We start from the raw sequence: 24,947 nt of genomic DNA, 5'->3' as shown, positions 1-24,947 counted from the left end.
GGTTCTGTGATGACTGGGCCGCAAAGCGCGCCGACCGAGGGCGGGTGACAATCACGGCGCCTCCTACCCCCTCGCCCGCAACGCCGAACTCAGCGGCAGCCGGGCAGCCGCCAGCGCCGGCAAGGCGCCGCCGAGGATGCCGATCGCAAGCCCCAGCACGCCGGCAGTCAGGATCACATCAAACGTCACATCGAGTTGGAACGCCATTTTGGTGTTGTTGGCGCCCATTGTGCTCGCCTGCCAGCCGTTAAAGGCGAGGCGGGAGGCGAGGATGCCGAAACCCGCGCCAGCCACGGAAAGCAGCCCCGCCTCGAACCAGGTGGCGGCGAAGGCCGGCAGGCTGGAAAACCCGAGCAGGCGCAGCGTGGCGATCTCGACGCCGCGGTCGGAGACCGAGTTCATCATCGTGTTCAAAGCGCCCGCCGTCGCGCCGATCGCCATCAGCAGCGCGATTGGCCAGCCAAACAAGCGGATCAGCCTCTCGGTCCGCTCGGCCTGCGCGGCATAGAGATCGGCCTCCGGGATGGCGGTGAGCGGCGTGCCCGGTATATCAGATAGGCGCTGGCGCAGCGTCGCCAACGCTGTTGCGGAGTCGACGCCGGCAAGCTTCACGCGCAGGCTCTGCACCTGCCCCTGTCGGTCGAAGGCCGATTGCACCGCGTCCAGATCCGCCCAGATTTCGGATTCGAAGGCGCTGCCGCCGGCGGTGAATTGGCCGGCGACGGTCCAGTCGACCGCGCCGAACCGTACCGTCTGGCCGACGCCAAAGCCGGGGAAAGCCTCTGCGATGCCGGCGCCGACGACGATCTCGCGCGCGCCTGATACAAACAGCCGCCCTTGCGAAAGCCGGGCGCGGCCCCGGAGATCGATCCCGGCCCGGTCCATGCCCCGCAGCGACAGCGTCTGCTCGGCACCGTCGCTCCCCTTTACATCGATCGGCACGATGGTCTCGCGCGACAGCGCCAGCCCGCCGGCGCCGTCGCGCGCAATCCCGGTATCGCCGCTCATGGCAGTCAGGCTGCGGATCGCATCGGCCGGCACGTCCGAGCCGGTCTCCTGATTGGTGCCGCCGCCGAGGATGATGGCGATATCGGGCGAGCCGGCGCCGGCAAGAGCGGCCTCGAAGCCGCGCGCCATCGCCAGAAAGCCTGACAAAACAGCGACCACGAGGGCGACCGACAGCACCATCGACAGCGAAATCCACAGCCGCCGCGGCAGGCTTCCGAGGTTGACTCTGATCATGAGAAAGGTCTGCTTGAGCGCTGATGACATTGGATTATCTCGTTCTGAAGGCGTTGACGATTGGCAGGCGCATGGCGTTCAGGGCCGGCAACAGCCCGGTCAGCAAGCCAAGCCCCACAATGATCGCGGCGGACTTGAGCAGTACCTCAAAGCTGAAGACGAGGCCGAATTCCGGCCCGATGGAGAAAGTTGCGAGCTTGGCGAGGAGGAGCCCACCGGCGCCACCGACGGCGAAGATGAACAGCGTCTCGCCGAGAATGAGCGCCATGATCGCCCCGCGAGAAAAGCCGAGCACCTTCATCACGCCGATCTCGAAGCGGCGCTCCCTGATGGCGAAGAGCATGGTGTTGACCGATATCATCAGGATCGTCACGAAGGCGGCGCCGACGACGAGGCTGACGATCAGCCCGACATCGGCAAACTGCCGCAGAAAGGCCTCGAGGAACTGCTTTTCCGATTGCGTCCGGGTCTGCGCCGCCGAATTGGTAAAGAGCGCATCGATGCGCGCCGCCAGCGGGCCTGAGGCGACACCTTCGCGCGGGCGCACCACGAAGGCGTCGACCGTATCCTTGTCGCGCGCGCGGGCGGCATTGACCATGTCGTAGCGGGCGAGCATGAAATAGGTGTCGGTTCCGGCATCGGAACCCTCGAAGATGCCTGATATGGTGAAGCTCCAGTTCCGGCTGCCGTCGGCCTTCATGATCTGGCTGGTGACGCCGATGCGCTGGCCGACCGACCAGCCCTGCGCCTCAGCCAATGCCCTGCCGACGAGCACCCGGTCGCGACCCTCTTCCAGCGCCGCGATCAGCTCTGGCGTCAACCCGAGTTCGGCGCCATTGGCGGCGGCAATCGCCTGCGGATCGACCGCGCTGACGGCCACGACATTCTTCTCGACCTCGACGAAGCCTCGCATGCGCGCCGTATAGGCGACGGCCGCGACATCACCCTCCGCGGCGATTCGGTTGAGATAAGCAAAAGGCAGCGGCAGCCCCCGGCCTGATTTGTTGAAGACGCCGAGCAGATTGTCGCTGGCGCCGGCCGCGCTCTGGCTGCCGGTGACGAAACTCGCCGTCAGCCCGTAGATCAGGAAGGCGATGCCGACCGAAAACATCAGCAAAACGGCGCGTAGCCGTTTGCGCCAGGCATTGCGCCGCATGAGCTCGACGAAGGTCATCGGCTTTCCCCCTCGACGAATTCGCCCTTGTTGAGATGCAGCGTGCGCCGGGCAAAGGCGGCGGCCTCGGGATCATGCGTGACCATGATGATGGTCTTCCGAAGCTCGCGATTGAGGAGGCCCAGCATCTCGAGGATATCATTCGCCGATTTCCGGTCGAGATCGCCGGTCGGCTCGTCGCAGAGAATGAGATCGGGATCGGAGACGATGGCGCGCGCAATGCCGACGCGCTGCTGCTGCCCGCCCGACATACTCGACGGAAACTGCGGCTGCCGCCCGGTAAGCCCGACGAGATCCATGACCGTATCGACGCGCGCCCGCCGCTCCTTGCGCCCCAGCGGCTTGAGCAGCAGCGGCAGCTCGATATTCTCCGCCGCATTCAGCATCGGCAGCAGATTGTAGAATTGGAAGACGATGCCCATGCTGTGCGCCCGCCAGGCGGCTCTTGCACCCTCGCCCATCTGCTCGAGATGGCTGCGCCCGATGCGGATCTCGCCGGCATCGGGGCTGTCGATGCCGCCAAGCAAATTCAGCAGCGTCGATTTCCCCGAACCCGACGGCCCCATCACCGCAACGAAATCGCCGCGCGGAATGGAAAGGTCGAGCCCCGAGAAGATCGGTATGGTCTTCGCCCCGATCCTGAACGCCTTCTTGACGCCGGCAAGCGCGATATATGGGTCTTGAATGTCGGTCATGCTCTGCTCCTTGGTGCTTCGTTGATCCGTGGCCGGTAACCGGTGGCCGCCCTCGTCCTTTGAGGCCCCTGTGGGGCACCTCAGGATGAGGTCGGAGAGAAGTCGCGGTTTGCCGCGCCGCAAGCCGCAGCTACCCAGCACAGCAATCATCCCCGGCCAGACGGCACGCCAACCCGCCCTCATTCTGCGGCACTGAGGCCGAAGGCGGAGCCCCGCCGGCACCCCAATCAGCCCTCATCCTGAGGTGCGCAGGCCAAAGGCCGGAGCCTCGAAGGACGGGGGCGAGTGATGGGCACCACCCGCCGACGCACCCACATCCGCCCCCTCACCCACCACCAGCCGGATGAGCGCAGCCATGGCAGGCCGCATGCCTGGCGGCGGAGACGCCAGCGACAGGCGCAGCGTCACCGTCCCCTTCTCCCGCGAAATGACAGGCGCGATCTTCGACACCTCGACCTCAAAGGGCTGGCCGGGAAAGCCGTCGAGCACCGCCTCGCCTGACAAGCCCGGCCGCATCAGCGCGATATTGGCTTCGGCCACATCGGCATCGATGACCAGGCTCGCCATATCGGTAATGACGAGCAGGCTTTCATCCTCCCGCACGCTGTCCTCGCGCGACAGCACCGTGTCGCCGACATGCGCGTCGAGCCGCGTGACAGTGCCGGAGATCGGCGCACGCACAGTCAGCGCCTCCACCTGCTCACGCGCCTTGTCGATCTCGAGTTCCGCTTTTTTGACATCCTGTCTTGCCTGCTGGGCTGCATTCTCGGCCCGGTCGACAGCTGTCCCCGCCTCCTCCAGCGCCTGCGCCGACATCGCATCACGTCGGGCGAGCCGCCCTGCGCGCGCAAGCGACGACCGCGCCTGCGCTAGTTCGATATTCCTCGCATCAAGTGCCAATGCCGCCGCCCGCCCGGCAATCTCCACGCCCCGAAGCGAAAAGCCCGCGCCGGCATCGTCGAGCCGCACCAGCACCTGCCCCGCGACGACGCTATCGCCCGCCTCCACCCCGACCGCGACAATCCGGCCCTCATATTTGGAAAAAACGGTGGTGATAACGAGTGCGGTGACATAACCGGAGCCGGTGATTTCCCGGGTCGAAGCAGTCGTGCCCTTCGCTCCATCCTCGATCGGAGTCCGTACCCCCTCAACGGCGGCACCGCGCCTGGCTGGCGCCTCCACCCCATCGGCGGATATCCCAAGGTCGCTGCCCGAAAACCCCGCAAGCGCGGTCTCGATTCGCTGCAGCGCCTCGGATCCATTGGAAAGAACCGCCGCCAGCGATGCCGCCGCCGCAATGACGAGCATTGCGCCAGGGGTCGTGCGCCGCCGGGCATGAGGCTTCGGCGGCTCTGTCTCGAAGGCCGCGGGCTCGATCGAAAGCGATCTGAGCTTGGCGGCAAGGTCTCGGTCATGTTCGGATGTGGTGTTCATGCCGGCAAACATCGCCGACCCGGCAGAAATCGCGACCTGGAACACGATCCAGGGAGTCCTCGATCGCGATTGTGTACGTGGGAGTGGCCGGCCTCGTCCTTCGCGGCCCCTGCGGGGCGCCTCAGGATGAGGGCGGAGAGAGGTCGCGGTCGGCTCACCGGCAGCCGCCATCGCTTCCCTAGAGGCGGCCTGGAACTCGTCGGCTCAGGCTGAACATCCTCTCACCCCTTCCGCTGCCGCCATGCCAGCGGCGTCATATCAGTCACCCGGCGGAATTCGCGGTTGAAATTGGATTTGGTCTGGAAGCCGACCTCGAACATTACCTCGGTCACCGGTTTCTCGGTGGCGGCGAGCAGCCGGCAGGCCTCGCCGATCCTGTAGTCGTTGACATATTGCGAGACGTTCTTGTCCATTGCCCGGTTGATCGCCGCCGAAATCTGCCGCGCCGGGATGCCGGCCTTGCGGGCCAGCCGGTCGAGATTGAGATTGGCGTCGCGATAGAGTTTCCTTGCCTCCATCAGCGCATCGACCGCAGCGATCGTCTCCTTATCCTCGCTCGTCTCCGGCCGCAGGGCTGTCTCCACCGTCTCGGCAGGCGCCCGGCTTCGGCTGGCGACGGCGGCCGCGATACCGAGGATGACGAGGACGGCGAGATTTCCTATACTGATCAGCGTCAGCGCGCGCTCGCTGTGTGCCGAGGTAAGGTCGAGGAAGACGAAGGTATCGACCGCGGCCGAGAGACACAGGGCGGCGGCCGTAAAGATGATCGCCCGATAGGCCGGCACCGCCCCTTCGAAGGGCGCCAGCCGCAGCGCATCTGCGCCAGGGCGCATCAGAAGCAGGATGACCAGGGCATAACCGACGAAAACAAGCACCAGCGCGATATCGATCGCATCCCGCCAGAAAGCCGTCAGAAGCAGGATAACGACGGCGGGCACGGCATGCAGCGCAATCCGCACCGGCAGCGGCCGCCGGCTCGTCCGGACCAGCCGGGAAACCCCGGCATAGGCGAGCGGCGGCACTATCGCCGCGATCACCGGCGCGACCATCCCCACCGTCTGCACCCCATAGCCCCAGCGCAAGCCGGAGAGCACGGATTGCAGCGCGGCGAGCAGGATAAGCGCCAGAAACGGCCGGTTCGGCGCAGCCTCCTCGTCCTGCCTGAGGACGGTAACGAAGAGGACAAGCAGCAGAAGGGCAACGGCGAAGGGAAGCGGAATAAACAGCATGGCCTGATAGGATCGTGGCGAATAGATGGTCATCATTGCCGAGATCCTCGCCCGAAGCGACCTCCATCACGTTTTAGGTAGGGATTTTTGGCTCCGCCTCTCCGCGCTCATCCTGTGCTCGTCAGCAATCCGGCCGCGGCCACGGCCGCCTCCTTGCTCCGTTCGGCAAAGGTGACGGCGGTGATCGTCAGCAGTGTATCGGTCACACCATCCCTTATGCGATGGTGTTGACGAGGCCGCCTTCGGCCCGGAGCGCCGCGCCATTGGTAGCAGACGAACGGGGGCTCGCGAGATAAGCGACCAGGCTTGCCACTTCCTCGGCCTCCACCATGCGCTGCAGGATCGAGGCGGAGCGTGCGGTTGCGAAGAATTCGGCCTCGATCTGCTTGATGGGCGCGGAAGGATCGCTCGCCTGGCCGCGCAGGAAGGCTTCGATGCCGTCGGATCGGGTCGGCCCGGGCAGCACCGAATTGACGGTGACGTTGGTGCCGCGCGTCAACTGTGCCAATCCACGTGAAATCGAAAGCTGCGCTGTCTTGGTGGTGGCGTAATGGATCATATCCTGCGGGATGGCGAGCGCGGATTCGCTCGAGATGAAGATGATCCGGCCCCAGTTCCGCTCCAGCATGCCGGGCAAATAGATGCGTGACAGGCGCACGCCGCTCATCACATTGACTTCGAAGAGATGGCTCCAGTCGGCATCGCTGATGTCGTTGAATGCTTTGCTTTCATAGATGCCGAGATTGTTGACCAGGACATCGATGGAGGGTGCCGCCTTGGCGATCTCGGCAACCCCCTCACCGGTACCGGCATCGGCCAAAATCCCGCTGACGCCCTTGGCGCCCGATGCCGTGATATCGGCGATGGCAGTGTCGAGCTTGCTCCGGTCGCGGCCGGTGATGATAACACGTGCGCCTTCGGCGGCCAGCGCGCGGGCGATTTCCAGCCCGATGCCGGCGGTGCCGCCGGTGACGAGTGCAGTCCTGTCAGTCAGTTTCAAGTCCATCATGAGGTCTCCAAATTGCGTTCTGGACCAATTTATGATCTGAGAAGACAAAGAACTATTGCCTGAAATGGACATGCACCTGTGAACGAGGTTCCTCAATGATGCGCGTTCTGATGGAGCGTTCAGGCGAGATGGAAGTCTTTGCCCGCGTGGTCCAGGAGGGCGGCTTTTCGGCCGCAGCCCGCAGCCTCGAAATCACTCCGTCCGCCGTCAGCAAACTGATCGCCCGCCTGGAAGCACGGCTCGGAACGCGCCTGTTGCTGCGCACCACGCGCGCCCTGACGTTGACGGAGGAAGGCGAAGCCTATCATCGCGCCGCACTCAGAATCCTGCAGGATCTGAACGACGCCGATCAGGAAGCGGCGGGCGGCGCTGTTCGCGGCCGGCTGCGCGTCAGCGTCACCGTGCCCCTCGGAACTATGTTCGTCGCACCCGCCATGCCTGATTTCGTCGCCCGCAACCCCGATCTCATCGTCGAGCTGAGCCTCACCGACGGCATCGTCGATCTGGTCGCTGAGAAGACCGACGTTGCCATTCGCATGGGAAACCTTCCGGATAGCGGCCTGATCGCCCGCAAGCTCGGCCAGTCCCGGCGCGTCGTCTGCGCCTCGCCATCCTACCTTGCGCTGAAGACGCGGCCGCAGATCCCGGCCGATCTCGAACATCACGACTGCCTGACCTTCAGCTTCCGCCGCGCCCGGCCGTCATGGCCCTTCCGCTGCGACGGCAAGGATATCGAACAGCCGGTGTCGGGAAGCCTTGTGGTCAACAACGGCGAGACGATGAAGCAGATGGCGCTTGCCGGCGCTGGCATCGCCCGTCTCGGCCGGTTCCACGTTGCGGCCGAAATTGCCGAGGGAAGCCTTGTCGCCTTGCTGGAGGATTGCAACCCGGGAGACTTGGAACTGATTCACGCCGTCCACGTTGCCGGTGGCCCCATCCCCCATCGCGTTCGCGCCTTCATCGACCACATCGTCGGGACGCTGAAGGCCTCGCCGCTGCTGCATGCGGATTGATTGCTCGATGAGCGACAGGGTGACGCCGGGATGGGGCCGTTCAATCGCCCGAGCATCGCCTCTCCATGCGTGCGCCGACGAAGATGTCTGACCTCCCGGAGGTCACACCTACGACAGGGCCGACGCCAGGATCAGAGGCGATGCAGGAACTCAAGCACGCGGGTGGTGAGGAGCGCAGTCGCATCCGCGTCATAGGATGGCAGCGAACTGTCGGCGAAATAGTGCTGATCGCCGGGATAGAGGAAAAGCTCTGCGTCCTCGACCTTCGCCACGATCTCGCGGGCGGCGTCGACGTCACCCTCGCCGACAAAGATCGGATCGTTGTCCATACCATGGATCTGCACCGCAACGCCGTCCGGCCAAGGTCCAAAAGCCCATTCGCCGCTGATCGGCAGGCAGGAGTAAAAAAGCAGGGCCCCGCGGGCGCCCCGCCGTGTTTGTGCCAGCTTCTGCGCCGGCAGCACCCCGAAGGAGAACCCGGCATAGACCAGTTCGGGAGGCAGTTGGTCGGCGACCCGGACGCCGCGCTCCCTGATGTTGTCGAAGCCGATCTCGCCAATATGGGCAAGCCCCTCCTCGATGCTGTGGAATATGCGTCCGTCGAACAGATCAGGCGTGTGCACGATGTGGCCGGCTGCCCTGATCTCGTCGGCGAAGGCGCGCACTCCAGGGGTCAGCCCTTGTGCGTGGTGGAACAGCAAAATCTCGGCCATAATTGCTTCCGGTTGAAATAGTCTATTCGATAAAAATTCGGAACCGATGACCGATATCTACGGCCCAGCCCCAAAGAAGGCGAGCCGGGTGAAAATCGTATAGTCCGCCTCCGATACCATCAGCGCGACGAAAACCAGCACCAGCACCGGCGGCAGCAGAATGGCGTAGACCAGCGCCAGCCGTTCCCAGGCCATGTGCATGAAGATGGCGACGATCAGCCCGGCCTTCAGCATCATGAACACAAGGATCAGCGTCCACCTGAGATAGCTCTGGATGCCGAGATAATCGACCATGTAGGAACAGGCGCTGAGCACGAAGAGCAGGCCCCAGACGAAGAGATAGAGCCGGATCGGGTGCTGCTGTCCCGGGGCTTGTGAATGCGGTGTTTGTGCATGCGCCGTTTGGGTGTGTGCATGCGCCGTTGTCTCGTTCATGACGACCTCACCACAGATAAAAAAACGCGAAGATGAAGACCCAGACCAGGTCGACGAAGTGCCAGTAGAGACCCATGATCTCGACGGCCTCGTAGCGCCCTCTCCGGCTGGTGAAGAAGCCGCGGCGCTCCTCGTCGAAATCGCCCCGCCAGACCTTGCGGGCGACGATGAGGAGGAAGATGACGCCGATCGTGACGTGGGTGCCGTGAAAGCCGGTGATCATGAAGAATGTCGATCCGAACTGTGCTGCCCCCCACGGGTTCTCCCAGGGGCGCACGCCTTCGGTGATCAGCTTGGTCCATTCGAAGGCCTGCATGCCGACAAAACATGCTCCGAGAAGTGCGGTCAGCAGCATCAGCATCGCCGTCTTGTGGCGGTCGCGGCGATAGCCGAAATTGACCGCCATCGCCATGGTGCCGCTGCTTGAGATCAGCACGAAGGTCATGATTGCGATCAGAATCAGCGGAACATCCTCGCCCCCGATATGGAGCGCGAAAACCTCGCTCGGATTGGGCCATGCGACCGGCGTCGACATACGGGCGGTCATATAGGCGATCAGAAAACAGCCGAAGACGAAGGTGTCGCTGAGGAGAAAGATCCACATCATCGCCTTACCCCAGGACGCCGTCTTGAAGGCGCGCTGATCCGAGCTGAAATCGGCGGCGATACCGCGCAGACCGACCGGCCTGAGGTCCGGCTCGCCGTGCGTCTCGATAGTCTGTGCCATCTGCAACCTCCTAATTCGGCCCCTGGTTCAGCCCCTATTTCAGCCCCTATTTCAGCCCCTATTTCAGCAATGTGCGGCAGAGATCGACGAAATCATTCGCCCACCCGGCAAAGAGGGCAAAGAGCAACAGCCAGACGGCGAGCATGAAATGCGAATAGATGGCGGAAAGATCGACGCTGAGGCGTAACCTGTCCGGCGCGACGTCGGTTGAGTATGCCCTGACGGTCGTGTGCGAGAGCACGGCAAGCCCACCGAGGATATGCAGTCCGTGCAGGCCGGTCAGCATGTAGAAGAAGCTGTTGGCGGGATTGTCGGCAAGCACGTAGCCGGCTGCAGTCAGTTCCCGCCAAGCCTGGATTTGTCCGACGAGGAAGAAGACCGCAAGCGCAAGTCCCGTCACAAGCGCTGGCCGCAGGGCTTCCATGCGGCCGTGCCGCGCTTCTCGTTTGGCCCATTGCAGCGCGGCACTGCTCAAGGCAAGTGCTGCCGTGTTCACCCAGAGCAGGCGCGGAACCGGCATCCCCCACCAGTCCGCCGACGCCATGCGCATGAAATAGGCGCTGACAGCAAGGCTGAAGAGCGCGCCGACGACGCCGAGAAACACGAACAGGCCGATTTTCACCGCCGGCACGGGTGGCCGATCGGCGCTATGATGATCCGGCAGTTGCATGGATCCGGCTTCCAGCCAGGGCTTCGAGGTCAGCCGCTGCCCGGAAAGCCACCAGAAGATGATGGCGCCGACTGCGGCAAGGAAGAGCAGGATGACGTTCATGCCGGCACCTCCCGGGTGATGCCATCGCTTGCCGGCACATTCTGCGGGATGAAATCCTCGGCCGCCCCTGGCACGCTGTAATCATAGGCCCAGCGGTAGACGACAGGCAGGTCCTTGCCCCAGTTGCCGTGCGCCGGCGGCGTCTGCGGCGTCTGCCATTCGAGCGTCGTTGCCCGCCATGGATTGCCGCCGGCCTCCCTGCCCCGGAAAAGGCTCCAGACCAGATTGAACAGGAAGACCATCTGCCCGGCCCCGACGATCAGCGCCATGACCGTGATGAAGATGTTCAGCGTATGGGCCGAAGGTGGAACGAAGGCCGTCTCCCCGAGCTCGTAGTAGCGACGCGGCACGCCGAGCAGGCCGAGATAATGCATCGGAAAGAAGATCGCATAGGTGCCGAGGAAGGTGATCCAGAAGTGGATCTGGCCGAGCGCCTCGTTCAGCATGCGTCCCGTCACCTTCGGATACCAGTGATAGATCGCCCCGAAGATGACGAGGATCGGCGCCACACCCATGACCATGTGGAAATGCGCGACGACGAACATCGTATCCGACAGCGGCACGTCGACGACGACATTGCCGAGGAACAGACCGGTCAGGCCGCCATTGACGAAGGTAACGATGAAGGCGAGCGCAAAGAGCATCGGCAGCGTCAGATGGATGTCGCCGCGCCACAGCGTCAGCACCCAGTTGTAGACCTTGATCGCCGTCGGGACAGCGATAATCAGCGTCGTGGTGGCGAAGAAAAAGCCGAAGGCCGGGTTCATGCCGCTGACATACATATGGTGCGCCCAGACGACGAAGCTGAGCGCGCCGATGATGACGATCGCCCAGACCATCATGCGATAGCCGAAGATGTTCTTGCGCGCATGCGTGCTGATCAGGTCCGAGACGATGCCGAAGGCAGGCAGCGCGACGATATAGACTTCGGGGTGCCCGAAGAACCAGAACAGGTGCTGGAACAGGATCGGGCTGCCGCCGCTATGCTGCAGCTGCGTGCCCATTTCGACGATGGCGGGCATGAAGAAGCTGGTGCCGAGCACGCGGTCGAACAGCATCATGACGCAGGCGACGAAGAGCGCGGGAAAGGCCAAGAGCGCCATCACGGTGGCGGTGAAGATGCCCCAGACGGTGAGCGGCATCCGCATCAGCGTCATCCCCCGCGCCCGCCCCTGCAGCACGGTCACCACATAATTCAGGCCGCCCATGGTGAAGCCGATGATGAAGACGATCAGCGAGGAGAGCATCAGCAGGATGCCCCAGTCCTTGCCGCCGGGCGTGCCGGAGAGAACGGATTGCGGCGGATAAAGCGTCCATCCAGCCCCGGTCGGACCGCCGGGGGCGAAAAAGCCCGCAACCAGGATCAGCACCGCGAGCAGATAGATCCAATAGCTCAGCATGTTCGCGTAGGGGAATACCATGTCGCGCGCGCCGACCATCAGCGGAATGAGGTAGTTGCCGAAGCCGCCGAGAAACAGCGCGGTCAGCAGATAGATCACCATGATCATGCCGTGCATCGTGATGAACTGGTAATAGTGATCGGCGTCGATGAAGGCGAAATAGCCGGGGAAAGCAAGCTGCAGCCGCATCAGCCAGGAGAGTACCAACGCCACCAGGCCGATCGAGATGGCGGTGATCGAATATTGCACGGCGATGATCTTGGCATCCTGGCTGAACACATATTTCGTCCACCAGCTTCTCGGATGGTAAAGCTCGACATCCTCGACTTCGGCGGATGGAATGCTGCCGGATGGAATCTCGACCATGATCTCTCTTCCCTTTCCCCGCCGGTTAACTGAGCCATCAAGCGGCTCCGGCGGCTGCGCCGAAGTCAGTTTGCCTGCGGCGGCTCTCCCGATGACGCCGTAAGCTGGGTGAACGTCTGTTGCTGCCCGAGCCAGGTCTGGTAGTCCGCGTCGTCGTCGACGACGACGGTGCCGCGCATTTGCGGGTGGCCGACGCCGCAGAGTTCGGCACAGAGGATCTCGAAGGTCCCAGTCCGCGTCGGCGTCAGCCAGAAATAGGTGATCATGCCGGGGATCATGTCCATCTTGGCGCGGAATTCCGGCACGTAGAAATCGTGGAGCACATCGACGGAGCGCAGCAATATGTGCACCGGCTTGCCGATCGGCAGATGCAGCTCACCGCCCTCGATGATGACGTCGTCGAGGCCGCTTGCGTCGTTCTTGTCGAGGCCGAGCGGATTGTCAGGAGTGACGTCGCGCGTCTCCGCACGGCCAAGCTTTCCGTCCGCGCCCGGCAGGCGGAAGCTCCACAGCCACTGCTGGCTGACGACCTCGACCGATGCGGCATCGGCGGGCACCGTGATGAACTGGTTCCACACAATGAGGCCGGGCGCCAGCATCGCCGCGACGCCGACCGCCGTTCCCCCTGCCAACAGCAATTCCAGCCGACGGTTTTCAGGCTCATAATGCGCCCGGTTGCCGGGCTTGTGGCGGAAGCGGAACACGCAGTAGGCCATGAACGAAATCACCGCTACGAAAACAGTGCCGGTGATCCAGAAGGTGATGACGAGGGTACTGTCGATATAGGTCCAGTTGGACGCGATCGGCGTCCACCACCACGGGCTCAGCACATGGAACAGCACCGAGCCGACGACAATCAGGACGAGGATCAGCACGACAGCCATTTCCGCTCCTCCTCGAGCAGGTTGACCGTGAAACCGCATTCCGCAGAAAGTCCGTGTTTATTATCGCACAGATAGAAAATATCGGCAATTACGGCAATTTAGGCATGCGCCGTCGGCCGCGACCCGTCATTTGGAGTATTCAACCTCACTGGGAATATTGCTTGAGATAGGCGATGAGATCGGTGATCTCCTGGTCGTCCTTCAGGCCGACAAACGCCATCTTCGTGCCCTTCACCTTCGCTCTCGGATTGTGCAGATAGTCACGCAGCACCGTCTCGTCCCAGACGAGACCGCCTTCGCCTGCCGCCTTCATGCCGGCCGAATAGGCGAAATCAGGATGCGTTCCCGCCTTCCTGCCAAACAGCTTGTTCAGCGACGGGCCGACCTTGTTCGTATCGGACTCGGCGATATGACAGGTCGCACATTTTTTGAAAACGGTGGCGCCCGCCGTCGCATCACCCTCCTGCGCCCCGGCGACAGCAGGGAAAAGAGCAGTCACAGCTGCACCAATCAGCAGAACAACACGGTAATCCATGGCAAACCTCATCCTCCTCAAGGTCGCCAGCCACTCACACCGTCCATTATCTCTCGCGTGTGGGTGGTGGTTGTTATGGCCCAAAGCTTAGTCCTTCGCGGATGCAAGTCAATCGCTTCCACATTTGGGTCACCTGAACGCCTCTGATACCAGGTGGACCCGACGCGGATAACTGCCACGTCAGCTGACGCCCTTTTTGACTACTCCCCGATCGAGAGCGCTTCCGTTACCGCCAACTCGGCCATGGCAAGCGTCGCCTCGCGGGTTCTGGCGGCGGCGATGAAGCGGCCGTTGTGGCAGAAGGTCGCACCCTCTATGCCGCAAACCGCCTCCAACTCTCCATTAGCAAGACCGGCCCAGGCTGCCGGCAGATCGGCCCTGAGCTCGAAACCCTGCTCGGCACGGCGGATGCCGGTCACGCACCAATCTTTTTCGCGTGGGTGGACGACGAACAGCAGGTGATCGGCGCCGGCCTTGACGATGGCGGGACGGAAGGGCATTCCTCTTGGCAATTCCAGAACACGCCCTTGCCCCGCAGCCTCGATCGCCCGATGCACCATCGCTTCGGCCCGCAGTTTTGCGGCACTCTGGGCGATCCTCGCCTCGACGAAACTGCGGGCAATGGCAAGAGCCGCATGGAAGGCGCGATCGTCTGCCTCGGGGTCCGCTTCGTCGAAAACCGGTTTCAGGGTCTCCAGCAGCGCCGGCAGCGTTAGCCCCGCCAGCGGTCCCGAGGGGCTGAGCGCACCGTTGTCGGTCAGATCGATCGGCAGCACGAAGCCGGCATCGAAAGAGCCATGCACCACATCGACATGTGTTTCGGGAAGGCCGGAGGCTGCGAGATAATCACGGCCGTAATGCTTCCAGATCAAGCCGAACGAGCTGTAAGGCTGGCCATCGTCGCGCAACGGCGCGCCGCGCTGGTGGTGATCGAATATCCCGGCATCCGGGTCATAGACGCCGCCGACATCGTAGATGATCCGGTCTTTGCCCGGCGTGATCCATTCCGACGCCCGGCTGCGGACGATACGCGCCTGCGGGAAAAGCCGGGTCAGGATGGCGCTCGACAGCAATTCATCGGCATGGAAGCCACCGGAATGGGTGACGAGGAAATCGGGGATCATGGGAGCTATGCGCCTTGTCGTTCGCGGAGGGTCCGCTTGCAGGTCGGAACCAGATAGCCGTTGCTGGCGACGATCTCAACCCGTCTTTGGCGCATTTCAGCCAGCACAGTGCCGACCGCCGCCCGGCGGCCTCCGAACCCTGGCATACGGATAACAACCGCCGCGAAGCCAAAAACAAATCCTGGTCGATCTCCCGGATCGCCGTTGCAGCCTTCGCAAAACTGCTTAGTCTCCGGCGTCGCAAATATGCATTTGCGAAGACCGAAAGAGGCAGCGCTTGGAGATTCCTCAGCACTTTCATGTCGCCGAGACCGCGGGATGGCTTGTGAACCACCGCATGAACTCCGCCCTTCCCGGCTATCTCATGATCGGTTCCAAGACCGACACGACCGACCTGTCGGATTTGCCCGAAACGGCGTTGGGCGAATTCGGCCCATTGCTCGCAAGAGCGCAGAGCGCGCTGAAACAAGAATTGAATGCTCTCCGCATCTATATCGGCCGATACGGGCACACGCCCGGTTATCCGATCCATTTTCATGTGATCCCGATATATGACTGGGTGGAGGAGTTGTTCTGGAAGGACAGCCGATATCGCCTGCTTGATAATTTTGCAGAAGGACCGGGAGAAACCGCAACGGACGGCGCGGAACTGACGCTGTTCGTCTGGCGCGAGTTTTGTGAACGCGCGGTCCCGCCACCGGTCAGAGGGCCGTCGGTCTCAGAGGTCATTGCGTTGTTGCGAGAGGCAATGCGGTTTCAGGCGCCTTAGTCCTTGTGCTCAAGCAGTCGGAACTGCGCAGCAGTTTTGGCAGAACGACGTGCATGAAGTCAGACGCCTAAAGCAGCGCCGGTCCCGGCTGTCTTGCAACCAGCGCACGGCCAGCCGCCGCGCCGGCATGAAGGCAGATAAGGCCGATCGCGGCCAAGGAATTGATCAACAGAATACTCGCTACGACCGACGCCGAAAACGCGCTCTCGCCTGACGGAAGCACCGCCGTTGCGGCAAAGAGTACGCCTTCATAGGCAACGAAGCCGGCCATGAAGGCGCCAGCCGCGGTGACGGCAAGGTCCGCCGCGAGACGAAGCACTCCGAGCGCTGCCGCCAGAGATGCGATTGCAGCGATACCGATCGCCAAGCCCCAGGCATAACTGTCCCAAGTCTGGGGATAACCGAGCAGGAGATATCCGACCATCTGGTTGGCGAGCCAGGCCAGCAAAACCGCCGTCACCGCCATCCGCCGAGGAAGAATGACCGCTGACACCGCCGCCAAGGCCACGAAGGGCGTCACGCAGGCAAAAAGCAGGCTGAGAGCGACGCTAGCACCTGAAATGATGACGACCCAGGCGACCGCGAAACCGGGAACGACCGGGCGCAGGGGAAACTGATTTCTTTCGAGCATCGCGAAACTCCGTTCCACCGGGCGCGCGCGCCCCAGGAAATCATACGCCAGTCCTGGAAAAATGCCAGTAAGCCTCTCCCTGAGAACGAATTCCCAGCCGCTCAATCCATGACGTATTGGATATGATGCCGGCCATGCACGGCCGATTTCTGGACATGGGCGCGAACGCCGAAAACACGGGCGATCATATCCTCCGTCAGCACATGCTCCGGTGCGCCCGAGGCGACGACCTCGCCCTTCTGAAGCACCGCCAGGCTGTCGCAGAACATCGCCGCCAGGTTGAGATCGTGCAGCGCGACGATGCAGGTGATGCCGAGTTTCGAGATCAGTTGGAGAATGTCGAGCTGATGCTGGATATCGAGATGATTGGTCGGCTCGTCGAGCAACAACTCGCTCGGCGCCTGCGCCAGCGACCGCGCGATATGGACACGCTGGCGCTCGCCGCCCGACAGCGTCTGCCAGAGCTGGCCCGCCCGCTCCCCCATGTCGACCCGTAACAAGGCCTCATCGACCGCGGCATCGTCCTCCGCGCCCCAGGGCGAGAGCAGCCCGCGATGTGGCGTGCCGCCGAGCCGCACCACGTCGCGCACCGTCAGCTGCGTATCGGTCGTCGACTGCTGCTCGACGAAGGCGATGCGCCGCGCAAGGGCTGCGCGTGACAGCGAGGCGATATCGTCTTCGCCCAGCCGGATGACGCCACTGCGGACCTTCCGCAGCCGGCAGATCAGCCTGAGCAGGCTCGATTTGCCGGAGCCGTTCGGCCCGAGCAGACCGAGCACCTTGCCCTTTGCCACCGTCAGGCTGACGCCGTTGACGATGACCGTGTCGCCGGCGGCGAAACTCACCGCATCGATGGTAATGCTCATGCACTCCTCCGGACGCGATAGAGGATGACGGCGAAGGCCGGCGCGCCGAAGAGCGCCGTGACGACGCCGATCGGCAGGACCTGCTGCGGGATGATGATGCGCGAGACGATATCGGCGCCGACCATGTAGATTGCGCCGCCGAGCGCCGTTGCCGGCAGCAGCCGCCGATGGCCCGGCCCGACGAGAAAGCGGGCGGCATGCGGAATGACGAGGCCGACGAAGCCAATCGAGCCCACCACGCTGACGACGCTTGCCGTCATCGCCGCCGTCAGGCCGAACAGCAGGATCTGGACGCGGCGCACGGCAATGCCGAGCGAGGCCGCCGCGTCCGTGCCGAAGGCGAAGGCGTCGAGCGCCCTGACATGGGCCATGCAGATGACGAAGCCGGCAAGCGCGATCGGCACCGAGAGATAGACATCCGGCCAGCGCACGCCGCTGAGCGACCCCAGAAGCCAGAACAGGATGCCGCGCGCCTGCTCGGCATTCGCCGATGTCGTCACGATGTAGGAGGTCAGCGCATTGAAGAGCTGCGAGCCGGCGACGCCGCAAAGGATGATGCGCTCGCCGGTTCCCCCCGCACCCGTCGCAAGGAAGCCGACCAGCAGAAACGCGATGACCGCGCCGATGAAGGCGCCGCTCGACAGGCCGAAAACACCGTAGCCGAAGCCGAGGATCATCACGCAGACCGCTCCCGTCGAGGCGCCGGCGGAGATGCCGAGCACGTAGGGTTCGGCCAGCGGATTGCGCAGCAGCGCCTGCAGCACGGCGCCACAGAGCGAGAGCGACGCGCCGGCGCTGGCCGCAACCAGCGCCCGGCTCAGCCGATAATCCCAGACGATGCCCTGGTGGATGCGGCTGAGCTCGAAATCCGTGCCGAACAGCCGGTTCGACACCGCCTCCGCCGTGGTCGCTAGCGGGATCGCGATCTCCCCGATCGAAACAGCGAGATTGATCATCAGCCCGAGAAGCAGAAAGGCAGAAATGGTGAGCGCGCCAAGCGCCCACCATCCGTGTTGTCTGCCCGACATTGCCTTCACTGCGAGAGACCGAAGGACTTGATGCCGTTCGCCAAGGTCTCGATGCCGTCGATCGTACGGATCGTCGGGTTCATCGATTGCGCGTCCATCATCACGAAGTGCTCGTTCTTGACCGCGTCAAGCTCCTTGGTCACCGGGTCGTTCTCGAGAAAATCGATCTTGACCTTCGGATCGTCGGCGGCGTAGCGGCGCCGGTCCATGGTCGCCAACACGATAACCGCCGGGTTCGCCTGAGAAATGGTTTCCCAGCCGACCAGCGGCCATTCCTCTTCGGTTGTCACGACATTCCTGGCGCCGATCGCCTTCAGGATATAGGCAGGCGCGCTGTTCTTGCCAGCGATGAAAGCATCGCCATTGACTTGCTTGCTGGAGAACCAGAAGACGATGGGCAGGTTCTTGCCCGATGCGCCTGATATCGACGCGACGGCATCCGCCTCGCGCTTCTTCAACTTGGAAATCAGCCCATCGCCGCGCTCCTTCACGTCGAAGATCTCCGAGAGCTCGGCGATCTCACGGTAGACCAGCTCCATCGTGAACAGCTCCTTGCGCACACCGTCGCCGCCATCGGCGTTGACCTTGGCGACGCAATCGGCCGGCGCGAGATAGGTATTGATCCCGAGATCCTGGAACTGCTCCCGCTTGCCGACGGAGCCCTGCGCGCCGACATGCCATGCGAACTCGGCCGCCACCAGATCCGGCTCCTGCCCAACGACGGATTCGAAGCTCGGATCATTGTCGGCGAGACGCTTTATCTTGCTGTTAGCCTCGGCATATTGCGGCAGGACGGGACCGACCCAGACGGCCGTACCAGCAATCTTCTCGGCAAGGTCGAGCGAGAAAAGAATTTCAGTCATGCCCTGGCCAATCGAAACGATCTTCGACGGCGCCTTCTGGAACGTCACCTGCTCACCGCAATTGGTGATGGTCAAAGGATATTGGGTGGCGGCAAGGCTCGGTGCCGCAAGGCCGATCAGCCCGAAGGCAAATGTCATGGTGGCGAGAATCTGGCGCATGAAAAACCTCGATTGAAGGGAAAAAGCATGGTTATGCCGCACGCGCGGCCGAAGGCACGGTGATACGTGCGCTAACCGCAGGAGGCCCAATCGAGACGGATGCATGCCGAAATTCGGCGAAGGTTCAGAAGGTCAATCATGTCTGTTCCTTGTCCGGGCATCCCCGCCCGGTTGATTGGATCGTGATTGACGGCAGGTCTCCTGGCTTGCGGATATCCGTCGGTTCATCCGCCTTCCCGCGATATCTCGCAGTGGCAGGGCTATAAGCCCTTCAGAGATGGCCAGTCGCTGGCCACACCTGAGATGATCGACAATCCGCATACAGTTGCGGGGGCAGCCACGGTCTCGGTTCCTACTGGGTCGTCCTTACCGTGTTCCCTATTAATCCCCTTGGAGTCATCTTCAGGGAACCGTCGCCCCCAGTTACGTCGCCTGCCCGCAAGACGTCAATGCCTATTGCGGAGGATTGGGTTCGTGCGGGTGAAAAATAGAGACGGAACGTAGGGGCCTTGTTGGCCGGTGTAATATCTGCATCCTCGCCTCCTCAGTATGAGGCTCTCTTGAGCGTTGGCGCCGCTTTCTCCCGTTCCCGCTGTCGTGAGCGCGGCATCCGCCAACGTCCCTGATGCTGATGTGCGCAGCCCGAGAGGGCGAAACCTCGGAGCACGCCGCAACGCTACTTCTTGCTACAACGCATCCAGCGGTATCTTCAGATACCGCCGCCCATTTCCCTCCGGCTCCGGCAATCTGCCTCCCCGAATATTCACCTGTAGCGCGTGCAACATCAGTTTCGGCTTCGGCAGCGTGCGGTCGCGCGCCTGGCGCAGCGCCACAAAGCCGGCCTCGTCGATGCCTGATATATGCGGGTTACCGTTTTTCTGGGCGGCCACCCTGCTTTCCCAGCGCGCGTGGCGTCCGCCGGGCTGATAGTCGTGGCCGGAAAAGAGCCGGGTCTCATCGGGCAGCGACAGGATGACCTGGATCGAGTGCCAGAGGGCGCTGGCGCTGCCGCCGGGGAAATCCGTGCGCGCCGTGCCGGAATCCGGCGTAAATACGGTGTCGTGCACGAAGGCGGCGTCGCCGATCAGATAGGTCACCGAAGCAAGCGTATGGCCGGGCGAAAACATCACACGGGCTTCAAGCCCACCGATCTCGAAGGTGTCGCCATCGGCAAACAGCCGGTCCCACTGCGAGCCGTCGGTTTCGAGTGCCGGCAAGTTGTAGATCTCCTTCCAGAGCACCTGGACGTCGGTGACATGGGCGCCGATCGCCGTCGGCGCGCCGGTCTTTCTCTTGAGGTAATGCGCGGCGGAGAAATGATCGGCATGCGGATGCGTGTCGAGGATCCACGCGACCGTCAGCCCCTCGCTGTCAATATGAGCGAGGATGGCGTCGGCATTCGCCGTTCCCGTCGCGCCCGACATCTCGTCGAAATCGAGCACCGGGTCGATGATGGCACAGCGTTTTGTCACCGGATCTGAAACGACATATTGCACGCTGCAGCTGCGGGGCTCGAAGAAGGCCTTCACACCGGCCGCCTGCCCAGCCCGCTTTTCCAGCCAGCGGCGTGCGCCGGCAAGATCGAAGCCGAGTCTTTGGCCGAAGACCTCGACCTCTCCGGGCTGCATCCGCCCGTCGAGCACCTCTCCCAGCACATAGAGCGTCAGCGCCCGTGTGCCGCTCTTGCAATGAGCGACGACCGGCCCCTTCGCCTGCGTCATCGCCATCTGGAAAGCGCGGATATCGGCCTCGGTGATCTCGGCCCCTTTCACCGGCACGAAGCTGTAGGCGAGCCCCGCGGCAGCAGCAGCAGCCTTTTCCGCGGCATTGCCGGGCTGCCCCGGCTCCTCGCCATCCGGCCGGGCATTGATGACGCCGGCAAAGCCGTTTGCCGCAAAAGCGGCAAAGCCCGCGGCATCGGGCTGTCCCGTCACCGATATCAGCTCATTGACCCTCACGGATGTCATCGAAGCCCCCATGCTACGTGCATCATGCAGTATCGCATGTATATCGATACAATCTCACAAGTATATTGCCGAGCGCAAGAATAGCCGCCTGGCGTTCCCCGCGCCTGCGGCCAGTCCGCAAACCTGAATGATGCCGGCTACGCCATCGAAGCCGCCTTCAACCGCGCCTTCTCCCGCGCCTTCGCCATCCCGCCGGTCGCCTGGCGGGCGATGGCGCGGGAATAGAGCGAGAGTGGGCGTCAGACATCGAGTCGATGGCATTCACCTGGTCGGCAAAGCTTCCGCATCCTGCCCTTTGCCGCCAGCCCCGGCGCCCCCCAAGAGAGCCTCATCCTGAGGTGCCCCGAAGGAGCCTCGAAGGACGAGGCGGGCGCTCGGCGTGGCGGCAATATTGATGCGGAGCAGTGCCGCCGCGTGTCCTTCGAGGCTCCGCCCTGCGGGCTCCGCACCTCAAGGATGAGCAGCGTTGGAGGACGCCGCCCCCATAAGCTCCGTTGTCAATCTTACGCAAGGCCGCGATGGTCGATCAGCGCCATCATGGGCTCTTCAATCCGAGCGCCAGCGTCATGTCGTTGATGATCCCCAATCGCGCTTCGATCACCGCGATTTTCGCGGGCGTATCAGCACCGAAGGCGTCGATATCGATGAACAATTGCTCACATCCGCCCGGCGTCACCATGCCGAACATCTGACCGGGTTCGTCGCTTATGTTTCGCCAGCTGTGCTGTACATGCGGCGGCAGAACGACGACGCTTCCCGCAGGCGCATCGAACTCCTCGTCGCCGCATTGAAATTGGTAGAGCCCATGGATGACTCGAAAGACTTCCGTCTCCCGCGTATGCGTGTGCGGGGCCGGACCATGACCCGGCGGGGTGAAGGTTTCCCACATCCCGAACGCGCCGCCGGTCTCCTTGGCCGTGGCATGGATGACGATCCTCGCGCCGAAGGGCGTTCTCGCCAACCGCTCCTTACCGGGCAAAGAAACCACGGCGCTCCTGAAACTCGACATTTCTACCTCCCTCGGCAAGCTTTTGCCAACGGCCGCGTCGTCACCCCTGCTGCGCCTCGTTCAAGCATCCCATGATAGTCGAATCCCCGCGGCGGAAAAACAGACAAAGCCGCCCGATATCCTGCAATGCCGGCGGCTGCTCGACATCGGCAACGATGTAAAGCTATGGTTCAGCCGGGACAGACTGATAACGCTCGCGCATGTCTTACGGGGTCAGCCTCAAATGTCTGAACGAGACCGCGTCGCCGGTTTTCAAACTCTGGGAGGAAGCCGCTGTATTCGAAGAGATCGCTTCGATGCGGGCTTTGAACTATCCTCGCCACCTCACCCTCGCCGTCTATCAAGAGCTTGCTTCCGATCGGTTGGCCGAGGCGTTCGAGCGTGTTTTCCGCACGCGTTCGACCGTGACCGTGAACTTTTCGGGTGCCAGTTATTTCGAGAACGAGTTCATCGTCTTATGGGCGCGTCCGATTGCGGACGACGCGCTTTTCCAGTTGCACGCGGCACTGCACCAAGAGATCGATCCCGCATGCTGTCACGAGCACTATAGGCCCGGCAACTGGGTACCTCACTGCACCGTCGCCGCAAAAGTGCCGAAGGCAAAATCAGAGATCGCGATCAACTGGGCGAACGAAAACCGGATGCAGTTCGCGGTGAATTTCGATGCCGCAGACTGTGTCCGATTTCCGCCTGTGGAGCTAATGAGCGAGATCGCATTGACGCAGCGATGACGGCCGGCGGCGCAAGGCGACCTGCTTGATACGACAGCTTTCAGTGGTCGATGCAGAGGATGAATGCCGGGCGGAGTCTGGCCGTTGGCACACCGCAGGACCTTCCGGTGACACAAGCCGCGCCCTCTCTCCACCCTCATCCTGAGGAGCCCCGTAGGGGCCTCGAAGGACGAGGGTGGCCAGTGGCGGTTCATCTGGCGGTGGATGTGGACTTAAGCGCCGAGCCACCCGCCCTCGTCCTTCGAGGCTCCGGCCTTTGGCCTGCGCACCTCAGGATGAGGGCTGATCGGTGTGCCGCTGGGGTAGGTTGACGGTGTGCCATGCCAGTGGGCACTGTCGGCGACGCGGCAGTCGAACAGAACAGGCATGTCCACCTCGATCATCTCCAGGATTGCATCGTCGAGTTCGGCCAGCCTCTCGCAGCGAATGCCATGTCCGCCATAGGCTTCGGCAAGCTTCACGAAATCCGGGTTTCCGTGCTGCCGCTGCGTTCCCTGATCGCCGCCATTGAGAATGAAGATCTTGATCGGCGCGTTGTGCTGCACGGCGGCCGACATTTCCTTCATCGTCACCTGCACGGAGGCATCGCCGGCGATGTCGATGACAAGGCTGTTGGGATTGGCGATCTGCACGCCGAGGGCGGCGGGCAGCCCGTATCCCATCGTCCCCAGGCCGCCTGACGTCACCCAGCGGTTCGGTCGCTCGAAGTCGTAAGATTGCGCCGCCCATATCTGATGCCGGCCGACCTCCGTCGTGATGTAGGTATCCCGATGCTTCGTCAGTTCATAAAGCCGCTCGATGGCATATTGCGGCATGATGACGTCCTCGCGCTTCGCATAGGAAAACGATCGGCGCGCCCGCCAGTCGGCAATCGCGCTCCACCACTCGGTCAGCCGCGCCCGGTCCGGCGCCTGCGGCAGCGCCCGCCACAGGCGAACGAGCTCGGCCAGCACACCCGCGGCATCGCCCCGGATGGCGATATCGGCGCGCACAGTCTTGTTGAGCGAGGAAGTATCGATATCGATCTGGATCTTCCGGGAATTCGGTGAGAAACCATCGACGCTGGCGGCAAGCCCGCCATCGAAGCGCGCCCCGATGCAGAGCATGAGGTCGCAGTCATGTATTGCCATGTTGGCCTCGTAGGAGCCGTGAAGCCCGGCCATCTTCAGCCAGTTCGGGCTGGAAGCCGGATAGGCGCCGAGCCCCATCAGCGTCGACGTGACGGGAAAGCCGGTGAGATCGACCAGTTCACTCAGCAGTTTTGACGCTTCAAGACCGGAATTGATGACACCGCCGCCCGCGCAGATAATCGGCTTACGTGCCGTCGCCATCAGAGCGGCCGCAGCCTCGATCTCCCTGATGTCGCTTAGGCGGTCCGGCTGATAGCTCGTCCTCGGGGCGACTGCCTCAGGCGGTGTATAATTTCCGCTCGCAAACAGCACATCCTTCGGCATGTCGACCAGAACGGGGCCGGGCCGGCCCGATCCGGCGATGCGAAAGGCTTCGTGGATGGCCGCCGCCAGATCATTGACGTCGCCGACCAGCCGATTGTGTTTCGTGCAGGCGCGGGTAATGCCGACGGTATCGCATTCCTGAAAGGCATCGGACCCGATCAGCGACGTCGGCACCTGGCCGGACAGGCAAACGAGCGGCACGGAATCCATCAAGGCATCCTGAAGGGGCGTGATCGCGTTGGTGACGCCGGGGCCTGAGGTCACCAGCATGACGCCGACCTTGCCCGTCGAGCGGGCATATCCCTCGGCGGCATGGCCGGCTCCCTGTTCATGGCGAACCAGAATGTGTCTGATGTCTTCCTGCTGGAAAAGCTCGTCGTAGATCGGCAGCACCGCAGCACCCGGATAGCCGAATATATGCTCGACGCCATTGTCTCTCAGCGCCTGGAGAACGATTTCCGCGCCGGTCATCTGCGCGCGCGGGGTGTCGATGGAATGACGGGATCTCATGGTTCCGTTCCTTGATCAGTGTGATGATGTGTGGAAAGTCCGACGAGGCCCGCGCCCAAATTCAGGGCATAAAAAAAGGCCCCGTCAGGAGCCTGCTTACCGCGCATGGGTGCTTTCGCTGGATGGTTACACCATCCTGCCCATGCGCCCGATCACCACTGCCAGAACCAATGCGATTTTCATAGCGTCACAGCTAAAGGCAAATCGG

The 24,947-nt window shown here is 62.9% G+C and carries 24 protein-coding genes and 1 riboswitch; of the genes, 3 read left to right on the top strand and 21 right to left on the bottom strand.

The features are described 5' to 3' along the window. Positions 1-63: 63 nt before the first annotated feature. The 6 genes from HJB89_RS12825 to HJB89_RS12800 form a co-directional block, all read right to left on the bottom strand. Positions 64-1,272, bottom strand: a complete 1,209-nt coding sequence (locus HJB89_RS12825; protein ID WP_221116767.1) for an ABC transporter permease — start codon at positions 1,270-1,272, stop codon at positions 64-66. A 4-nt stretch (positions 1,273-1,276) separates the two neighbouring features. Further along, on the bottom strand, positions 1,277-2,416 hold the full coding sequence (locus tag HJB89_RS12820; RefSeq protein WP_221116766.1) for an FtsX-like permease family protein: 1,140 nt from the start codon (positions 2,414-2,416) through the stop codon (positions 1,277-1,279). Next, complete coding sequence (locus tag HJB89_RS12815) at positions 2,413-3,111, bottom strand: ABC transporter ATP-binding protein (protein ID WP_221149982.1); 699 nt, start codon at positions 3,109-3,111, stop codon at positions 2,413-2,415. The genes HJB89_RS12820 and HJB89_RS12815 overlap by 4 nt, the downstream gene beginning before the upstream one ends. Before the next feature lie 234 nt (positions 3,112-3,345). After that, positions 3,346-4,590, bottom strand: a complete 1,245-nt coding sequence (locus HJB89_RS12810) for an efflux RND transporter periplasmic adaptor subunit (RefSeq protein WP_207580925.1) — start codon at positions 4,588-4,590, stop codon at positions 3,346-3,348. Positions 4,591-4,766: 176 nt separating this feature from the next. Then, the gene (locus HJB89_RS12805; RefSeq protein ID WP_221116765.1) at positions 4,767-5,810 is read right to left on the bottom strand and encodes an AraC family transcriptional regulator; all 1,044 of its coding nucleotides are present in this window, start codon (positions 5,808-5,810) and stop codon (positions 4,767-4,769) included. A 178-nt stretch (positions 5,811-5,988) separates the two neighbouring features. Next, entirely contained in the window at positions 5,989-6,780 is a 792-nt protein-coding gene (locus tag HJB89_RS12800) for an SDR family NAD(P)-dependent oxidoreductase (protein WP_221133149.1), read from the bottom strand. A 98-nt stretch (positions 6,781-6,878) separates the two neighbouring features. On the opposite strand from HJB89_RS12800, the gene HJB89_RS12795 reads away from it, so the two are divergent. Further along, positions 6,879-7,796, top strand: a complete 918-nt coding sequence (locus HJB89_RS12795) for a LysR family transcriptional regulator (RefSeq protein ID WP_207580927.1) — start codon at positions 6,879-6,881, stop codon at positions 7,794-7,796. A gap of 131 nt (positions 7,797-7,927) precedes the next feature. On the opposite strand, the gene HJB89_RS12790 is transcribed toward HJB89_RS12795, so the two are convergent. The 8 genes from HJB89_RS12790 to HJB89_RS12755 form a co-directional block, all read right to left on the bottom strand. After that, positions 7,928-8,557 carry a dienelactone hydrolase family protein gene (locus HJB89_RS12790; protein WP_311044372.1) on the bottom strand — a complete coding sequence of 210 codons (630 nt, stop codon included), beginning with the start codon at positions 8,555-8,557 and terminating at the stop codon, positions 7,928-7,930. Between the two features lie 9 nt (positions 8,558-8,566). Then, positions 8,567-8,944: a cytochrome C oxidase subunit IV family protein gene (locus tag HJB89_RS12785; protein WP_207580929.1), complete on the bottom strand. Its 378-nt coding sequence runs from the start codon at positions 8,942-8,944 to the stop codon at positions 8,567-8,569. Positions 8,945-8,951: 7 nt separating this feature from the next. Then, on the bottom strand, positions 8,952-9,671 hold the full coding sequence (locus HJB89_RS12780; RefSeq protein WP_207580930.1) for a heme-copper oxidase subunit III family protein: 720 nt from the start codon (positions 9,669-9,671) through the stop codon (positions 8,952-8,954). Positions 9,672-9,729: 58 nt separating this feature from the next. Beyond that, a complete protein-coding gene (locus tag HJB89_RS12775; protein ID WP_221149978.1) occupies positions 9,730-10,443 on the bottom strand; it encodes a cytochrome c oxidase subunit 3 in 714 nt (237 codons plus the stop codon). After that, positions 10,440-12,209 carry a cytochrome c oxidase subunit I gene (ctaD, locus tag HJB89_RS12770; RefSeq protein ID WP_221149976.1) on the bottom strand — a complete coding sequence of 590 codons (1,770 nt, stop codon included), beginning with the start codon at positions 12,207-12,209 and terminating at the stop codon, positions 10,440-10,442. The genes HJB89_RS12775 and ctaD overlap by 4 nt, the downstream gene beginning before the upstream one ends. 65 nt (positions 12,210-12,274) lie before the next feature. After that, on the bottom strand, positions 12,275-13,093 hold the full coding sequence (locus HJB89_RS12765) for a cytochrome c oxidase subunit II (RefSeq protein ID WP_221149975.1): 819 nt from the start codon (positions 13,091-13,093) through the stop codon (positions 12,275-12,277). Positions 13,094-13,238: 145 nt separating this feature from the next. Continuing rightward, complete coding sequence (locus HJB89_RS12760; protein ID WP_221133138.1) at positions 13,239-13,628, bottom strand: cytochrome c family protein; 390 nt, start codon at positions 13,626-13,628, stop codon at positions 13,239-13,241. Between the two features lie 200 nt (positions 13,629-13,828). After that, the gene (locus HJB89_RS12755; protein ID WP_221149974.1) at positions 13,829-14,752 is read right to left on the bottom strand and encodes an MYG1 family protein; all 924 of its coding nucleotides are present in this window, start codon (positions 14,750-14,752) and stop codon (positions 13,829-13,831) included. Positions 14,753-15,029: 277 nt separating this feature from the next. On the opposite strand from HJB89_RS12755, the gene HJB89_RS12750 reads away from it, so the two are divergent. Then, the gene (locus HJB89_RS12750) at positions 15,030-15,521 is read left to right on the top strand and encodes an HIT family protein (RefSeq protein WP_221149973.1); all 492 of its coding nucleotides are present in this window, start codon (positions 15,030-15,032) and stop codon (positions 15,519-15,521) included. Between the two features lie 67 nt (positions 15,522-15,588). Here HJB89_RS12750 and HJB89_RS12745 read toward each other — a convergent pair whose 3' ends face one another. The 6 genes from HJB89_RS12745 to HJB89_RS12720 all read right to left on the bottom strand — a co-directional run bounded on the left by HJB89_RS12745 (position 15,589) and on the right by HJB89_RS12720 (position 22,044). Beyond that, the gene (locus HJB89_RS12745) at positions 15,589-16,152 is read right to left on the bottom strand and encodes a hypothetical protein (RefSeq protein WP_221149972.1); all 564 of its coding nucleotides are present in this window, start codon (positions 16,150-16,152) and stop codon (positions 15,589-15,591) included. A gap of 101 nt (positions 16,153-16,253) precedes the next feature. After that, a complete protein-coding gene (locus tag HJB89_RS12740; RefSeq protein WP_221149971.1) occupies positions 16,254-17,018 on the bottom strand; it encodes an ABC transporter ATP-binding protein in 765 nt (254 codons plus the stop codon). Beyond that, positions 17,015-18,046, bottom strand: coding sequence for an iron ABC transporter permease (locus HJB89_RS12735; RefSeq protein ID WP_221149970.1), 1,032 nt, complete (start codon positions 18,044-18,046; stop codon positions 17,015-17,017). Before HJB89_RS12735 ends, HJB89_RS12740 begins: the two co-directional genes overlap by 4 nt. Before the next feature lie 5 nt (positions 18,047-18,051). Continuing rightward, on the bottom strand, positions 18,052-19,068 hold the full coding sequence (locus HJB89_RS12730) for an ABC transporter substrate-binding protein (RefSeq protein WP_221149968.1): 1,017 nt from the start codon (positions 19,066-19,068) through the stop codon (positions 18,052-18,054). Between the two features lie 173 nt (positions 19,069-19,241). Further along, positions 19,242-19,498: riboswitch (cobalamin riboswitch) on the bottom strand. Between the two features lie 256 nt (positions 19,499-19,754). Then, positions 19,755-21,035: a bifunctional sulfur transferase/dioxygenase Blh gene (gene blh / locus HJB89_RS12725; RefSeq protein WP_221149966.1), complete on the bottom strand. Its 1,281-nt coding sequence runs from the start codon at positions 21,033-21,035 to the stop codon at positions 19,755-19,757. A gap of 535 nt (positions 21,036-21,570) precedes the next feature. Next, positions 21,571-22,044: a cupin domain-containing protein gene (locus HJB89_RS12720; protein ID WP_207580941.1), complete on the bottom strand. Its 474-nt coding sequence runs from the start codon at positions 22,042-22,044 to the stop codon at positions 21,571-21,573. Between the two features lie 200 nt (positions 22,045-22,244). On the opposite strand from HJB89_RS12720, the gene HJB89_RS12715 reads away from it, so the two are divergent. Continuing rightward, positions 22,245-22,775, top strand: a complete 531-nt coding sequence (locus HJB89_RS12715; protein WP_221149965.1) for a 2'-5' RNA ligase family protein — start codon at positions 22,245-22,247, stop codon at positions 22,773-22,775. Positions 22,776-22,987: 212 nt separating this feature from the next. Here the strand turns inward: HJB89_RS12715 and ilvB are convergent, their stop codons facing one another. Then, positions 22,988-24,700 carry a biosynthetic-type acetolactate synthase large subunit gene (gene ilvB, locus HJB89_RS12710; RefSeq protein ID WP_259672043.1) on the bottom strand — a complete coding sequence of 571 codons (1,713 nt, stop codon included), beginning with the start codon at positions 24,698-24,700 and terminating at the stop codon, positions 22,988-22,990. Between the last annotated feature and the right edge of the window lie 247 nt (positions 24,701-24,947).

The organism is Rhizobium sp. NZLR8 (assembly GCF_019685025.1).
In the GTDB taxonomy this organism is placed as follows: Bacteria; Pseudomonadota; Alphaproteobacteria; order Rhizobiales; family Rhizobiaceae; genus Rhizobium.
Note: the sequence above shows the minus strand (reverse complement) of the source record. Positions and strands in the feature narration are given on the sequence as shown.

Excerpts from the sequence above, each read along its gene's own strand:
- HJB89_RS12825 (WP_221116767.1), bottom strand. The coding sequence starts at position 1,272 with ATGTCATCAGCGCTCAAGCAGACCTTTCTCATGATCAGAGTCAACCTC.
- HJB89_RS12820 (WP_221116766.1), bottom strand. The coding sequence starts at position 2,416 with ATGACCTTCGTCGAGCTCATGCGGCGCAATGCCTGGCGCAAACGGCTA.
- HJB89_RS12815 (WP_221149982.1), bottom strand. The coding sequence starts at position 3,111 with ATGACCGACATTCAAGACCCATATATCGCGCTTGCCGGCGTCAAGAAG.
- HJB89_RS12805 (WP_221116765.1), bottom strand. The coding sequence starts at position 5,810 with ATGATGACCATCTATTCGCCACGATCCTATCAGGCCATGCTGTTTATT.
- HJB89_RS12800 (WP_221133149.1), bottom strand. The coding sequence starts at position 6,780 with ATGGACTTGAAACTGACTGACAGGACTGCACTCGTCACCGGCGGCACC.
- HJB89_RS12795 (WP_207580927.1), top strand. The coding sequence starts at position 6,879 with ATGATGCGCGTTCTGATGGAGCGTTCAGGCGAGATGGAAGTCTTTGCC.
- HJB89_RS12785 (WP_207580929.1), bottom strand. The coding sequence starts at position 8,944 with ATGAACGAGACAACGGCGCATGCACACACCCAAACGGCGCATGCACAA.
- HJB89_RS12780 (WP_207580930.1), bottom strand. The coding sequence starts at position 9,671 with ATGGCACAGACTATCGAGACGCACGGCGAGCCGGACCTCAGGCCGGTC.
- HJB89_RS12775 (WP_221149978.1), bottom strand. The coding sequence starts at position 10,443 with ATGAACGTCATCCTGCTCTTCCTTGCCGCAGTCGGCGCCATCATCTTC.
- ctaD (WP_221149976.1), bottom strand. The coding sequence starts at position 12,209 with ATGGTCGAGATTCCATCCGGCAGCATTCCATCCGCCGAAGTCGAGGAT.
- HJB89_RS12765 (WP_221149975.1), bottom strand. The coding sequence starts at position 13,093 with ATGGCTGTCGTGCTGATCCTCGTCCTGATTGTCGTCGGCTCGGTGCTG.
- HJB89_RS12760 (WP_221133138.1), bottom strand. The coding sequence starts at position 13,628 with ATGGATTACCGTGTTGTTCTGCTGATTGGTGCAGCTGTGACTGCTCTT.
- HJB89_RS12755 (WP_221149974.1), bottom strand. The coding sequence starts at position 14,752 with ATGATCCCCGATTTCCTCGTCACCCATTCCGGTGGCTTCCATGCCGAT.
- HJB89_RS12745 (WP_221149972.1), bottom strand. The coding sequence starts at position 16,152 with ATGCTCGAAAGAAATCAGTTTCCCCTGCGCCCGGTCGTTCCCGGTTTC.
- HJB89_RS12740 (WP_221149971.1), bottom strand. The coding sequence starts at position 17,018 with ATGAGCATTACCATCGATGCGGTGAGTTTCGCCGCCGGCGACACGGTC.
- HJB89_RS12735 (WP_221149970.1), bottom strand. The coding sequence starts at position 18,046 with ATGTCGGGCAGACAACACGGATGGTGGGCGCTTGGCGCGCTCACCATT.
- HJB89_RS12730 (WP_221149968.1), bottom strand. The coding sequence starts at position 19,068 with ATGCGCCAGATTCTCGCCACCATGACATTTGCCTTCGGGCTGATCGGC.
- blh (WP_221149966.1), bottom strand. The coding sequence starts at position 21,035 with ATGACATCCGTGAGGGTCAATGAGCTGATATCGGTGACGGGACAGCCC.
- HJB89_RS12720 (WP_207580941.1), bottom strand. The coding sequence starts at position 22,044 with ATGTCGAGTTTCAGGAGCGCCGTGGTTTCTTTGCCCGGTAAGGAGCGG.
- HJB89_RS12715 (WP_221149965.1), top strand. The coding sequence starts at position 22,245 with ATGTCTTACGGGGTCAGCCTCAAATGTCTGAACGAGACCGCGTCGCCG.
- ilvB (WP_259672043.1), bottom strand. The coding sequence starts at position 24,700 with ATGACCGGCGCGGAAATCGTTCTCCAGGCGCTGAGAGACAATGGCGTC.